The organism is Vibrio aerogenes, from assembly GCF_024346755.1.
In the GTDB taxonomy this organism is placed as follows: domain Bacteria; phylum Pseudomonadota; class Gammaproteobacteria; order Enterobacterales; family Vibrionaceae; genus Vibrio; species Vibrio aerogenes.
The window spans coordinates 833,427-846,155 of record NZ_AP024861.1; the positions used below are offsets into that span (position 1 = coordinate 833,427).

11 protein-coding genes and 2 tRNA genes are annotated in these 12,729 nt (G+C 43.0%); all 13 read left to right on the plus strand.

All coding sequences use genetic code 11. The features are described 5' to 3' along the window. Positions 1-4: 4 nt before the first annotated feature. Positions 5-634 (plus strand): 23S rRNA (uridine(2552)-2'-O)-methyltransferase RlmE, encoded by a 630-nt coding sequence (gene rlmE, locus OCV29_RS03920; RefSeq protein WP_073603318.1) that lies wholly within the window; start codon positions 5-7, stop codon positions 632-634. 109 nt (positions 635-743) lie between these two features. After that, positions 744-2,696: an ATP-dependent zinc metalloprotease FtsH gene (gene ftsH / locus OCV29_RS03925; RefSeq protein ID WP_245796801.1), complete on the plus strand. Its 1,953-nt coding sequence runs from the start codon at positions 744-746 to the stop codon at positions 2,694-2,696. Positions 2,697-2,755: 59 nt separating this feature from the next. Next, positions 2,756-3,589 (plus strand): dihydropteroate synthase, encoded by an 834-nt coding sequence (gene folP, locus OCV29_RS03930; protein WP_073603316.1) that lies wholly within the window; start codon positions 2,756-2,758, stop codon positions 3,587-3,589. A 16-nt stretch (positions 3,590-3,605) separates the two neighbouring features. Next, positions 3,606-4,949, plus strand: a complete 1,344-nt coding sequence (gene glmM, locus OCV29_RS03935) for a phosphoglucosamine mutase (RefSeq protein WP_073603315.1) — start codon at positions 3,606-3,608, stop codon at positions 4,947-4,949. 240 nt (positions 4,950-5,189) lie between these two features. Next, positions 5,190-5,555, plus strand: coding sequence for a preprotein translocase subunit SecG (secG, locus tag OCV29_RS03940; RefSeq protein WP_073603314.1), 366 nt, complete (start codon positions 5,190-5,192; stop codon positions 5,553-5,555). 14 nt (positions 5,556-5,569) lie between these two features. Beyond that, a tRNA-Leu gene (locus OCV29_RS03945) sits at positions 5,570-5,653 on the plus strand. 55 nt (positions 5,654-5,708) lie between these two features. Then, positions 5,709-5,785: transfer RNA gene (locus OCV29_RS03950), tRNA-Met, on the plus strand. Between the two features lie 239 nt (positions 5,786-6,024). Further along, on the plus strand, positions 6,025-6,480 hold the full coding sequence (rimP, locus tag OCV29_RS03955; protein WP_073603313.1) for a ribosome maturation factor RimP: 456 nt from the start codon (positions 6,025-6,027) through the stop codon (positions 6,478-6,480). Between the two features lie 21 nt (positions 6,481-6,501). After that, entirely contained in the window at positions 6,502-7,989 is a 1,488-nt protein-coding gene (gene nusA, locus OCV29_RS03960) for a transcription termination factor NusA (protein WP_073603312.1), read from the plus strand. A gap of 23 nt (positions 7,990-8,012) precedes the next feature. Then, the gene (gene infB, locus OCV29_RS03965) at positions 8,013-10,772 is read left to right on the plus strand and encodes a translation initiation factor IF-2 (protein WP_073603311.1); all 2,760 of its coding nucleotides are present in this window, start codon (positions 8,013-8,015) and stop codon (positions 10,770-10,772) included. 96 nt (positions 10,773-10,868) lie between these two features. Next, on the plus strand, positions 10,869-11,261 hold the full coding sequence (gene rbfA / locus OCV29_RS03970) for a 30S ribosome-binding factor RbfA (protein WP_073603310.1): 393 nt from the start codon (positions 10,869-10,871) through the stop codon (positions 11,259-11,261). Then, positions 11,261-12,199, plus strand: a complete 939-nt coding sequence (gene truB / locus OCV29_RS03975) for a tRNA pseudouridine(55) synthase TruB (RefSeq protein WP_073603309.1) — start codon at positions 11,261-11,263, stop codon at positions 12,197-12,199. The genes rbfA and truB overlap by 1 nt, the downstream gene beginning before the upstream one ends. A gap of 140 nt (positions 12,200-12,339) precedes the next feature. Beyond that, a complete protein-coding gene (gene rpsO, locus OCV29_RS03980) occupies positions 12,340-12,609 on the plus strand; it encodes a 30S ribosomal protein S15 (RefSeq protein ID WP_073603308.1) in 270 nt (89 codons plus the stop codon). Positions 12,610-12,729 lie beyond the last annotated feature (120 nt).

Here is a 12,729-nt window from a genome sequence, read left to right on the forward strand (position 1 = left end):
GAAAATGAGTAAAAAAAAGCATTCGGCAAGTTCTGGCCGGTGGTTAAAAGAACATTTTAATGATAAATATGTGAATGATGCAAAGAAGAAAGGTTATCGTTCCCGTGCTATCTTCAAGTTAGATGAGATACAAAGTAAGGATAATTTGATTCAATCTGGGATGACCATTGTTGATTTAGGCGCAGCTCCAGGTGGATGGTCTCAGTATGCTGCGGGTTTGGTCGGTGAAACTGGTCAGGTGATTGCTTGTGATATTCTGCCGATGGACTCAATTGCTGGCGTTGCATTTTTACAGGGAGATTTTCGTGAAGATGCTGTGTTGAATGCGCTATTGGATAAAATCGGGCCTGCTCTCGTTGATGTTGTTTTGTCTGACATGGCTCCGAATATGGCCGGTAACCTTTCTGTCGACCAGCCAAGAGCAATGTATTTAGTTGAGCTTGCCTTAGATATGTGTCGACAAGTACTCTCTGCTAATGGTAGTTTTATCGTGAAAGTATTTCAGGGGGAAGGCTTTGATCAGTATGTCAAAGAAGTCCGTAGTTTATTCCGGACAGTAAAAGTCAGAAAACCCGACTCATCGAGGGCTCGTTCCCGGGAAGTTTATCTTGTAGCCACTGGTTACAAAGGTTAACTATTTTAACAGGGGAAGTCGTAGTTGACATTGTAGCTACGTGCTAGAATCTGTAGTACCCTACCTTTTAATTACAACTAGTTATCGCGAGGCTTACACCTTGAGTGATATGGCAAAAAATTTAATATTATGGCTTGTTATCGCTGTTGTTTTAATGTCTGTATTCCAAAGTTTCGGACCCGGAGACAATAGTGGCAGAGCGATTGATTACACAACTTTTGTGAAAGAAGTCGGACAAGGTCAGATTCAGGAAGCGCAATTTAAAGATAGTGAAATTACTTTTACCCGCCGTGGAAGTAGTGCGCGTTATGTTACTTACATGCCTGTTTATGATCAGAAACTGCTCGATGACTTGATTAACCAAAACGTGAAAGTACAGGGAACACCGCCTGAAGAACAGAGTTTATTAGGAACTATTTTTATTTCGTGGTTCCCGATGATTTTGCTTATCGGCGTTTGGATCTTCTTTATGAGACAAATGCAAGGTGGTGGTGGTAAAGGCGCAATGTCGTTTGGGAAAAGTAAAGCCCGGATGATGACTGAAGAGCAAATCAAGACGACATTTAGTGATGTTGCTGGTTGCGATGAAGCAAAAGAAGATGTCAAAGAATTAGTTGATTACTTGCGTGATCCGAGTCGCTTTCAAAAACTTGGGGGTAAAATTCCGACGGGTGTTTTGATGGTTGGACCTCCGGGTACAGGTAAGACACTTCTGGCTAAAGCGATTGCTGGCGAAGCAAAGGTACCTTTCTTTACTATCTCAGGTTCGGACTTCGTTGAAATGTTTGTCGGTGTCGGGGCCTCCCGTGTTCGTGATATGTTCGAACAGGCGAAGAAAGCTTCACCCTGTATTATCTTTATTGATGAGATTGATGCTGTAGGTCGTCAGCGTGGTGCTGGTGTTGGTGGTGGTCATGATGAACGTGAGCAAACCCTGAACCAGATGCTGGTTGAAATGGATGGTTTTGAAGGGCATGAGGGAATCATTGTTATTGCTGCAACGAACCGTCCTGATGTGCTCGATCCTGCGCTGTTGCGTCCGGGACGTTTTGACAGACAAGTTGTTGTTGGACTTCCTGATGTTCGGGGCCGGGAGCAGATTCTTAAAGTCCATATGAGAAAAGTACCGGTTGCCGGAGATGTTGATGCTTCTCTGATTGCCAGGGGAACGCCAGGCTTCTCTGGTGCAGATTTGGCTAATTTAGTCAATGAAGCTGCTTTGTTTGCAGCCCGGGGAAATAAACGAAATGTTTCAATGGTCGAATTTGAGCTGGCAAAAGACAAAATTATGATGGGTGCAGAACGCCGCTCCATGGTTATGTCTGAAGAAACTAAAGAGTCAACAGCCTATCATGAAGCTGGTCATGCTATTGTCGGTCGTTTAGTTCCTGAACATGATCCCGTTTACAAAGTATCGATCATTCCCCGTGGGCGGGCCTTAGGTGTGACGATGTATCTTCCTGAACAGGATCGTATTAGTATGTCGCGTCAGCATCTGGAGTCTATGATTTCGAGCCTTTATGGTGGACGTCTCGCTGAAGAGTTGATTTACGGTGTTGATAAAGTATCTACAGGTGCATCTAACGATATTGAACGAGCAACTGATATTGCCCGCAAAATGGTGACACAATGGGGATTTTCAGAGAAGTTAGGTCCTTTACTCTACACTGAGGAAGAAGGTGAAGTTTTCCTTGGCAGAAGTGTCACCAAAACCAAGCACATGTCTGACGATACAGCAAAGTTGATTGATGACGAGATTCGTAAAATTATTGACAGAAATTACGAACGAGCGAAAGCAATACTGGTTGAAAATATGGATATTATGCATTCAATGAAAGATGCATTGATGAAATATGAAACTATAGATGCCGGTCAGATTGATGATTTGATGGAGCGTAAAGACGATATCCGTGAGCCTGCCGGTTGGGTAGAGCAAGATCAAATTTCTCAGGATAAGAATAAATCTGCTGAGAAGTCACAATCGTCTGAAGAGCAAGAATCTGAGCCTGATTCTTCATCTGATGAACATGAGTCAGATAGTCACTCTTCACGAGACGAATAATCAATTTTATTAGTAAAGCCCCGGATGATTCCGGGGCTTTTGTCGTTATGGAAAGCTGAATGAAAATTCAAACATCAAGTGGAATGTTAGATTTGTCATATCCACATGTCATGGGGATTCTAAATACAACACCCGATTCTTTTTCTGATGGCGGTAAATATTATGACTCGACAGAAAAAGCGATGGCGCATGCAGAATCAATGATTAGGGCTGGTGCTTCTATTATTGATGTCGGAGGTGAGTCTACTCGTCCAGGAGCAGCTGATGTTTCTTTAGAGGAAGAACTGAGCCGGGTTGTGCCGGTTGTGAAGGCGCTTAAGGCTAAATATAAAATTTGTGTTTCTGTTGATACCAGCAAAGCCGGAGTGATGAAACAGGCTGTAGAGGCTGGTGCAGACCTTATTAATGATGTCAGGGCCCTGCAAGAGCCTGGAGCTATCGATATAGCTGCAGACGCAAATATTCCAGTCTGTTTGATGCATATGAGAGGTAACCCTAAAAATATGCAGTCAAACACAAGCTATGACAATATTTTTGATGAAGTGTGTATATTTCTGCGGGAACGGATTGAAGTTTGTCTTCAGAAAGGGATCAGGCAAGAGAACATTATTTTAGATCCTGGATTTGGTTTCGGTAAATCTTTAGAGCATAACTATCATTTGTTGGCAAACTTTGAAAAGTTCCACGAACTTGGGTATCCGCTTTTAGCTGGTCTGTCCAGGAAGTCTATGTTTTATAAATATCTGAATAAAGCACCTGAAGCATGTACCATTTCCAGTGTTGTTGGAGCTTCATTAGCTATTCTTAAAGGTGCCCATATCGTGAGGGTACATGATGTCGAGCAGACTGTTGAAGCAATGAAAATAATTCAAATGATTAAATGTAATCAATAATAAGCAAAGGTTTTTTATGTCCGAACAACGACAATATTTTGGAACAGATGGTGTCCGGGGAAAAGTTGGACAGTTCCCTGTTACACCTGATTTTGTAATGAAATTAGGATGGGCTGCAGGGCGGGTTCTTGCAAAACAGGGAAGTAAGAAAGTTATTATTGGTAAAGATACGAGAATATCTGGTTATATGCTTGAATCTGCTTTGGAAGCCGGGCTGGCTGCTGCCGGATTGCAAGCGACTTTTACTGGTCCAATGCCAACACCAGCGGTAGCATATTTAACCCGGACATTCAGAGCGGAAGCCGGTATTGTTATCTCTGCTTCTCACAATCCTTATGATGATAATGGTATTAAATTTTTCTCTTCAGAGGGAAAAAAACTTCCTGACAGCATTGAATTAGAAATCGAACAGGAATTGAGTAAAAATCTCGAATGTGTACCTTCGGCCCAGCTGGGAAAAGCCGCACGTTTAAATGACGCAGCAGGAAGATATATTGAGTTTTGTAAGAGCACTTTTCCCTCTGAATATAGTTTGACCGGGTTGAAAATTGTTGTTGACTGTGCACATGGAGCGACCTATCACATTGCACCGAATGTTTTCCAGGAGCTGGGTGCGGAAGTTATTGCTATTGGTGTTGAGCCTAATGGACTAAATATTAATGATAAAGTTGGAGCTACGGATATCAGACAGCTTCAGGAGCGCGTAGTCAAAGAAAAAGCTCATCTTGGGTTAGCTTTTGATGGCGACGGTGACAGAATTATCATGGTTGATGAATTTGGCTGCAAAGTTGACGGTGATCAGGTTGCCTATATAATTGCTCGTGATCTGAAGAAAAAAGGTCAGCTGCAGGGTGGTGTTGTTGGTACGCTTATGTCCAATTTGGGAATGGAACTGGGTTTAAAGGACTTAGGGGTACCTTTTATCCGGGCTGCAGTTGGCGATCGCTATGTTATGGATAAGTTATTGGAGAATGACTGGAAAATAGGTGCTGAAAATTCCGGGCATGTCATCCTGCTAGATAAAGTCACAACAGGAGATGCGATTGTTGCGTCTCTTCAGGTATTAGCAGCACTTGTTGATAGCCATATGTCTTTACATGAACTATCCGGAGGAATGAAACTATTCCCACAGGTACTCAAAAATATTTCCTTTCATGGTGATAAGAATCCGCTTGATTCATCTGATGTAAAATACATTGTCTCATTGGTAGAAAAAGAATTAGGTGAAAAAGGCAGAGTATTACTGAGAAAATCGGGTACGGAACCTTTACTTCGGGTCATGGTTGAAGGGGAAGACGAGGTGTTAGTTGAATCATCGGCTCAACGCATCGTGGATAGTATACAAAATTGTTTTTCATAGTATTGTGTATACCGACAGGGGGGATGAGTTCTATTTGTTCCCCTGCTCAAATTGATTCGATGGCGTGTATTTTTTAGCCGTTTAGGCCGGGGAACCAAAAAAAAGTGTCATCATCTCTTGCCAGTTGTAAATCCTTCCGTTAGTATTGCGTCCACTTCCAGAGGGGAGTCGCTGGCTTTATTTAATTCAGTTAAGATGCGGGTTTTGCTGGCTCAACAATTTAAAACATAGGTGGATGATATGTTTTCTGCTCTACTTGTGATTTACCTGCTGGCAGCAGTTGCTATTATTGGCTTAGTGTTGATTCAACAAGGTAAAGGCGCAGATATGGGAGCCTCATTCGGTGCTGGTGCCTCAAATACAGTATTTGGGTCCGGTGGCTCTGGTAACTTTTTGACCCGAATGACTGCTTTTTTTGCTGTTGTATTTTTAGTCGTTAGTCTGATTCTTGGGAATTTGTCGACTCATAAGGCAAAATCTCAGTGGGTAAATCCTACATCTGGTGAATCAAGTGAAGTCACTCAGGATTCTCCTAAAGCTGACGATATAAGTGAAATTCCTGCTAGTTCTGATAAATCAGATAACAGCGAAGAAATTCCACAATAATTAAAGATTAATTTGCCGAGATGGTGAAATTGGTAGACACACTAGCATGAGGTGCTAGCGCCTATGGTGTGAGGGTTCGAGTCCCTCTCTCGGCACCATTGTTTACAAACTTGTAAAAGATAAAGTCAAGCGTATAATGCTGTCTTAGTCGGACGCGGGGTGGAGCAGCTTGGTAGCTCGTCGGGCTCATAACCCGAAGGTCGTCGGTTCAAATCCGGCCCCCGCAACCAGTAATTATATAATAATGTTGGTTGCAGGTTTGAGAGTACTTGCTTTTGTAGTGCTCTTGTTGGGTTCATATCCAACATTAGGGTCCAGCATATTAGAAACCCCGGCTTTCGGGGTTTTTTAATATCTGAATTTTTGATTTAATGTATGTTTTATCATGTGTACTTAAATCAAAAAGTTAGATGATGTTTGGAATTGAAATTGGGCTGAAAGCCCTTTTTTTGTTTCTGGAGTTGTTTGAATGACTGGTTTAGAAAGACAATTGACTGAGTTGCTTCAAGCACCAGTCATTGCATCGGGTTATGAGCTGGTAGGATTGGAGTTTATTCGTGCAGGAGCGCACTCAACGCTTCGTATTTATATTGATCATGAAAACGGCATTACTGTCGATGATTGTGCAGAGGTGAGTCGTCAGGTAAGCGCGGTACTTGATGTTGAAGATCCTATTTCAGTGGCTTATAACCTTGAAGTTTCTTCTCCGGGCGTAGACAGACCATTATTTAATGCCGGACACTACGAACAATTTATTGGTCATGAAGTTAATATCGTTTTGAAAATGGCAGTTGAGAATCGCCGTAAATGGAAAGGTATTATCCACTCTGTTGATGGAGAAACCATTGTAATTACGATTGATGGGCATAATGAACAATTTGCACTTAGCAATATTTCAAAAGCTAATCTGATTCCCAAATTTTAAGTCTTAAAGAGGCTGGAAATAATGAGTAAAGAAATTTTAGCGGTCGTTGAAGCTGTTTCAAATGAGAAGGCTGTACCTCGTGAGCGTATATTTGAAGCACTCGAGATTGCATTAGCAACTTCGACCAAAAAGAAATATGAGATTGATATTGATGTTCGGGTTGCCATTGATCGCAAGTCCGGAGAATTTGAAACATTTCGTCGCTGGTTAGTTGTCGAAGATGTTCAAAGTCCAACAAAAGAGATTTCATTTGAAGCTGCCAGTTATGATAATGATTCTATCGAGTTAGGCGACTTCATGGAAGAGCAGATAGAGTCTGTCACTTTTGACAGAATTACGACTCAGACTGCTAAGCAGGTGATTGTACAAAAAGTTCGTGAAGCTGAGCGGGCACAAGTCGTGGAACAGTTTATTGATAATGAAGGTGAATTAGTCACTGGTGTTGTCAAAAAAGTGAGCAGAGATTCGATCATTTTGGATTTGGGAAATAATGCCGAAGCCGTTATCCTTCGGGAAGACCAGCTACCCAGAGAAAATTTCCGTCCGGGAGATCGTGTCAGAGGGCTACTATTTGCAGTAAGACCTGAAGCGCGGGGTTTCCAGCTATTTATAACGCGCTCCAAGCCTGAAATGTTGGCTGAACTATTTCGGGTTGAAGTCCCTGAAATAGGGGAAGAGCTAATCGAATTGAAAGGCGCATCAAGAGATCCGGGTTCAAGAGCAAAAATAGCTGTAAAAACCAATGATAAACGAATTGATCCCGTTGGTGCTTGTGTCGGTATGCGCGGTGCCCGTGTGCAAGCTGTATCCGGTGAGTTAGGTGGCGAGCGTATTGATATCGTTTTATGGGATGATAACCCAGCGCAGTTTGTCATTAATGCAATGGCTCCGGCAGATGTGGCGTCTATTATTGTCGATGAAGATGCGCATGCGATGGATATTGCTGTTGAAGCTGAAAATTTGGCTCAGGCAATTGGCCGTAGCGGACAAAATGTTCGTTTGGCTTCTCAGTTAACTGGCTGGGAACTGAACGTTATGACTGTAGAAGAACTACAGAAAAAGCATCAGGAAGAATCTTCAGAATCCATTGAGATGTTCGTTAAATATCTTGATATCGAAGAGGACTTTGCCGAGTTACTTGTTGAAGAAGGTTTTTCTACGTTAGAAGAAATTGCTTACGTGCCGGTAAATGAGTTACTTGAAATCGACGGACTGGATGAAGATTTAGTTGAAGAACTGAGAGCCCGGGCGAAAGATTCACTAACCACAATCGCATTGGCTCAGGAAGAATCTTTTGATGGAACAGAGCCGGCAGAAGATCTTTTAAGTCTGGAAGGTTTAGAACGTGAGCTGGCATTTAAACTGGCAGCCAAGGGTGTCGTGACACTTGAAGATCTGGCAGAACAAGGGATTGATGATCTTGAAAATATAGAAGGACTAACAGAAGAGCGGGCCGGAGAGTTAATTATGGCTGCACGTAATATCTGTTGGTTTGGCGAAGACGCGTAATTTCAGCAAGGGGAGGAAGCGGCATGACACAACTTACAGTCAAAGCACTGAGTGAAGAAATTGGTACACCTATTGACCGCTTATTAGAGCAACTTGCTGACGCAGGCATGGCCAAAACAAGTTCAGATCATGTGACGGAAGATGAGAAGCAACAACTTCTGACTTTTCTTCGAAAGGAGCATGGAGATGCGTCACCGAAAAATGAACCGACGCGTTTAACACTACAGAGAAAAACTCGTAGCACATTAAGCGTGAATGCCGGTGGTGGTAAGAGTAAGAATGTTCAGGTGGAAGTGCGTAAAAAACGTACGTATGTTAAACGCAGCGCCATCGAAGAAGAAAAGCGTGAAGCTGAAGCTGAAGAGAAAGCAAGGTTAGAAGCTGAGGAAAAAGCGAATCGTGAAGCTGAAGAAAAAGCGAAACGTGAAGCTGAAGAAAAAGTGAAGCGTGAGGCAGAAGAGAAAGCGAAGCGCGAAGCTGAAGAGAAAGCAAAACGTGAAGCGGAAGAAAAAGCGAAACGTGAAGCTGAAGAGAAAGTAAAACGTTCAGCTGAAGATAAAGTGAAGCGTGAACATAGTAATAGTAAGCAGAAAGCAGAGCTTTCTGATGAAGATAAATTGAAGCAAGAGGCAGCGCGAAAAGAAGCCGAAGCACTGAAGCGTCGTCAGGAAGAAGAGTTGAAGCGTAAAGCTGAGGAAGACAGTCAGCGTCAGCTTGAAGAAGCTCGTCAATTGGCTGAAAAAAATCAAGAGCGTTGGTCTGCTGCAGAAGAGAATAAAGGTGATATGGAAGAAGAATATACAGATTACCATGTAACGACTTCGCGCTACGCCCAGGAAGCCGAAGATGAAGCAGACCGCCGTGAAGAAGGACGTCGTCGTTCCAAGGCTAAAAAGAAAGCTTCTGATGAGCAAAACCAGGATAAGAGCAATAATCGTCCACGTGGTAACAGAGCAAAACGCAAAGGCAAGATATCAAAGCCTTCATCTATGCAGCAAGGTTTTGATAAAAATGCAACGGTGGCGAAGCAGGATGTTGTTATTGGTGAAACAATCGTTCTGTCTGAGTTAGCTCAGAAAATGTCAGTGAAAGCAACAGAAGTCATTAAGGTCATGATGAAGATGGGGGCAATGGCAACTATTAATCAGGTGATTGATCAAGAGACTGCCCAATTGGTTGCTGAGGAAATGGGCCATAAGGTTATTTTACGAAAAGAAAATGAACTGGAAGAAGCAGTTCTTTCTGATCGTGATAATGATGCTGAAGCCGTTTCCAGAGCTCCGGTTGTGACAATCATGGGCCACGTGGATCATGGTAAAACGTCAACACTGGATTATATTCGTCGTGCTCATGTTGCATCTGGCGAAGCTGGCGGGATTACTCAGCATATCGGTGCTTATCATGTAGAAACTGATAACGGCATGATCACTTTCCTTGATACACCTGGACACGCTGCTTTTACGGCGATGCGTGCTCGTGGTGCTCAGGCCACTGATATTGTTGTACTTGTTGTTGCTGCAGATGATGGCGTTATGCCACAAACAATTGAAGCGATTCAGCACTCAAAAGCTGCTAATGTCCCTTTGATTGTTGCGGTTAACAAAATTGATAAAGAAGAAGCGAATCCTGATAACGTGAAGAATGAGCTGGCACAGTATGACATTATCCCTGAGGAATGGGGTGGTGATAATATGTTTGTTCATATTTCTGCGAAGCAAGGTACAAATATCGATGCCCTTTTGGAAGCGATTCTTCTTCAGGCTGAGGTGCTTGAACTAAAAGCTGTTGAAGATGGCATGGGCTCTGGTGTTGTTGTTGAATCGCGTCTTGATAAAGGCCGTGGTCCGGTTGCAACGATTCTGGTTCAGGCTGGTACTTTACATAAAGGTGATATTTTACTTTGTGGTCAGGAGTATGGCCGGGTCAGAGCCATGCGTGACGAAATTGGTAATGAAGTACTTCAGGCTGGTCCATCAATCCCGGTTGAGGTATTAGGTCTCTCCGGTGTTCCGGCAGCTGGTGATGAAGCGACTGTTGTGCGTGACGAGCGAAAAGCACGTGAAGTTGCCAATTATCGTCAGGGTAAATTCCGTGAAGTGAAACTGGCCCGTCAGCAAAAAGCGAAGCTGGAAAATATGTTCTCGAACATGGCTGCCGGTGAAGTTGCTGAGTTGAATATTGTACTGAAAGCCGACGTTCAGGGTTCAGTTGAAGCGATCAGCGATGCACTTCTGAAACTGTCGACTGATGAAGTGAAAATTAATATCGTGGGTTCAGGTGTCGGTGGTATTACCGAAACTGATGCAACGTTGGCTGCTGCCTCAGAAGCAATTGTTTTAGGCTTTAATGTTCGTGCCGATGCGTCTGCCCGGAGAACAATTGAAGCTGAGAACCTTGATTTGCGTTATTACTCGATCATCTACCAATTGATTGATGAAGTGAAGCAAGCGATGAGTGGTATGCTTGCGCCTGAATTTAAACAGGAAATCATTGGTCTGGCTGAAGTTCGTGATGTATTCCGCTCACCAAAACTTGGTGCAATTGCCGGATGTATGGTGACTGAAGGGTTGATCAAGAGAAATAATCCAATTCGCGTGTTACGTGAAAATGTGGTTATTTTTGAAGGTGAGCTTGAGTCTTTACGTCGTTTTAAAGATGATGTCCAGGAAGTGAAGAGCGGATATGAATGTGGGATCGGCGTGAAAAACTACAATGATGTACGCGTTGGTGACCAGATTGAAGTATTTGAAACTGTTGAAGTTAAACGTTCAATTGATGATTAATTGAACGTCATGACTGCAAGACAGTAGTGGTTGTTGAATACACCATGGGGGGCTGGTTTTCCATCCCCCCATTCTTTCTGTATGTAAGAGAAGAAAATGTCAAAAGATTTTAGTCGTACGCAGCGCGTTTCTCAGCAGCTGCAAAAAGAATTAGCGATGATTTTACAAAGAGATGTCAGAGATTCCCGATTGGGAATGGTGACAATCTCTGAAGTGAAAGTCTCCCGGGATTTAGCTGTTGCTAAGGTTTACGTAACTTTTTTATGTACTGGTGAACAAACGCCGGAAAGTTGCCTGAAAGCTTTGAAAGAGCATGAAGCCCATGTACGAATGATGCTTGGGAAAAAAATTCGGTTACGTCTGACACCAGAGGTCCGGTTTGTTTATGATGATACGCTTGTCGAAGGGATGCGTATGTCGAACTTGGTGACCCAGGCTGTGAGTGACGATATGCGTAAAAAAGAACAGTCTCAGGGAGATGATGAATAATGGCTCGTCGTCGTAGAGGTCGCCCGGTTGATGGTGTTTTGCTTCTGGATAAACCGGAAGGCATTTCTTCAAATGATGCGTTGCAGAAAGTAAAGCGTATCTATTTTGCTGAAAAGGCAGGTCATACCGGTGCTTTGGACCCTCTTGCCACTGGTATGTTGCCGATATGTTTAGGTGAAGCAACCAAGTTTTCTCAGTTTCTTCTTGATTCAGATAAACGTTATCGTGTTGTGGCTAAGTTGGGTATCAGAACCAATACGTCCGACTCGGATGGTGAGATCATTCAACAGCGTCCGGTTGCGGTGACGCAACAACAACTGGAGCAATCGATTGAACGCTTCAGGGGAGAAACGGATCAGATTCCCTCGATGTTTTCTGCATTAAAGTATCAGGGGAAACCACTTTATGAATATGCAAGAGAAGGAATTGACGTTCCACGCGAATCAAGGAAAATCACTGTCTATGAAGCGAATTTAATTCGTTTTGAGAAAGATGAAATAGAAATGGAAATTCATTGTTCAAAAGGAACTTATATTCGTACGATTGTTGATGACCTAGGTGAGATGCTTGGATGTGGTGCGCATGTGATTCAATTACGCCGGACTGCTGTTGCACAGTATCCTGCGGAGAAAATGATTACGCTTGAGGAACTGGAGTCTTTGCTTGAGTCTGCTCAGGTGAAAGAAGAACCGCCTAAAAACAGACTTGATCCATTACTTTTGCCTGTTGATACTGCGGTACAGTCACTTCCTGAAGTGAATCTGATTCCCGAATTAGCAGAAATGGTTCTGAAGGGGCAGGCTGTTCAGGTTCTGGGAGCTCCGGATAATACTCAACTTCGGCTGACAGTTGGTGATGAAAGAATCTTCATTGGCATTGGTGAGCTAAATGATGATGGTAATATCGCACCCAAACGATTAGTCGTTTTCCGTTCGTAAGACACATATTCACTTATAAAAGGGGCAGGAATTCTTTTATTGCCTGTTCCTTTTATTTTCTCTATAATCCCGGCTTCCCGTGTTGGCTGAGTCAGAGATTGGCTGACACATCTTAAAATCTAAACTCTCAGGAGAAATATATGTCTCTGAATGCTGAAACTAAAGCAGCAATCGTTGCTGAATACGCGCGTGGTGAAGGTGATACTGGTTCACCAGAAGTTCAGGTTGCACTGTTAAGTGCTTCTATTAACCACCTTCAAGGTCACTTTAAAGAGCACAAAGGCGATCACCATAGCCGCCGTGGTCTTCTGCGCATGGTTTCTCGTCGTCGTAAGCTTTTAGATTACCTGAAAAGTAAAGATCTTGAGCGTTACCATGACCTGATCAAGCGTCTTGGTTTGCGTCGCTAAGATATGTTTGTAAAAAAAGGGGCTTAAGCCCCTTTTTTTATGTCTGAATTTAACAAAATTCTACATGAGTAGTTTATACTACCGGGCATTAAAGCTGCCAGAATAGCTTTAAAATGACAA

Excerpts from the sequence above, each read along its gene's own strand:
- infB (WP_073603311.1), top strand. The coding sequence starts at position 8,013 with ATGACACAACTTACAGTCAAAGCACTGAGTGAAGAAATTGGTACACCT.
- rlmE (WP_073603318.1), top strand. The coding sequence starts at position 5 with ATGAGTAAAAAAAAGCATTCGGCAAGTTCTGGCCGGTGGTTAAAAGAA.
- ftsH (WP_245796801.1), top strand. The coding sequence starts at position 744 with ATGGCAAAAAATTTAATATTATGGCTTGTTATCGCTGTTGTTTTAATG.
- glmM (WP_073603315.1), top strand. The coding sequence starts at position 3,606 with ATGTCCGAACAACGACAATATTTTGGAACAGATGGTGTCCGGGGAAAA.
- folP (WP_073603316.1), top strand. The coding sequence starts at position 2,756 with ATGAAAATTCAAACATCAAGTGGAATGTTAGATTTGTCATATCCACAT.
- rpsO (WP_073603308.1), top strand. The coding sequence starts at position 12,340 with ATGTCTCTGAATGCTGAAACTAAAGCAGCAATCGTTGCTGAATACGCG.
- truB (WP_073603309.1), top strand. The coding sequence starts at position 11,261 with ATGGCTCGTCGTCGTAGAGGTCGCCCGGTTGATGGTGTTTTGCTTCTG.
- rbfA (WP_073603310.1), top strand. The coding sequence starts at position 10,869 with ATGTCAAAAGATTTTAGTCGTACGCAGCGCGTTTCTCAGCAGCTGCAA.
- rimP (WP_073603313.1), top strand. The coding sequence starts at position 6,025 with ATGACTGGTTTAGAAAGACAATTGACTGAGTTGCTTCAAGCACCAGTC.
- secG (WP_073603314.1), top strand. The coding sequence starts at position 5,190 with ATGTTTTCTGCTCTACTTGTGATTTACCTGCTGGCAGCAGTTGCTATT.
- nusA (WP_073603312.1), top strand. The coding sequence starts at position 6,502 with ATGAGTAAAGAAATTTTAGCGGTCGTTGAAGCTGTTTCAAATGAGAAG.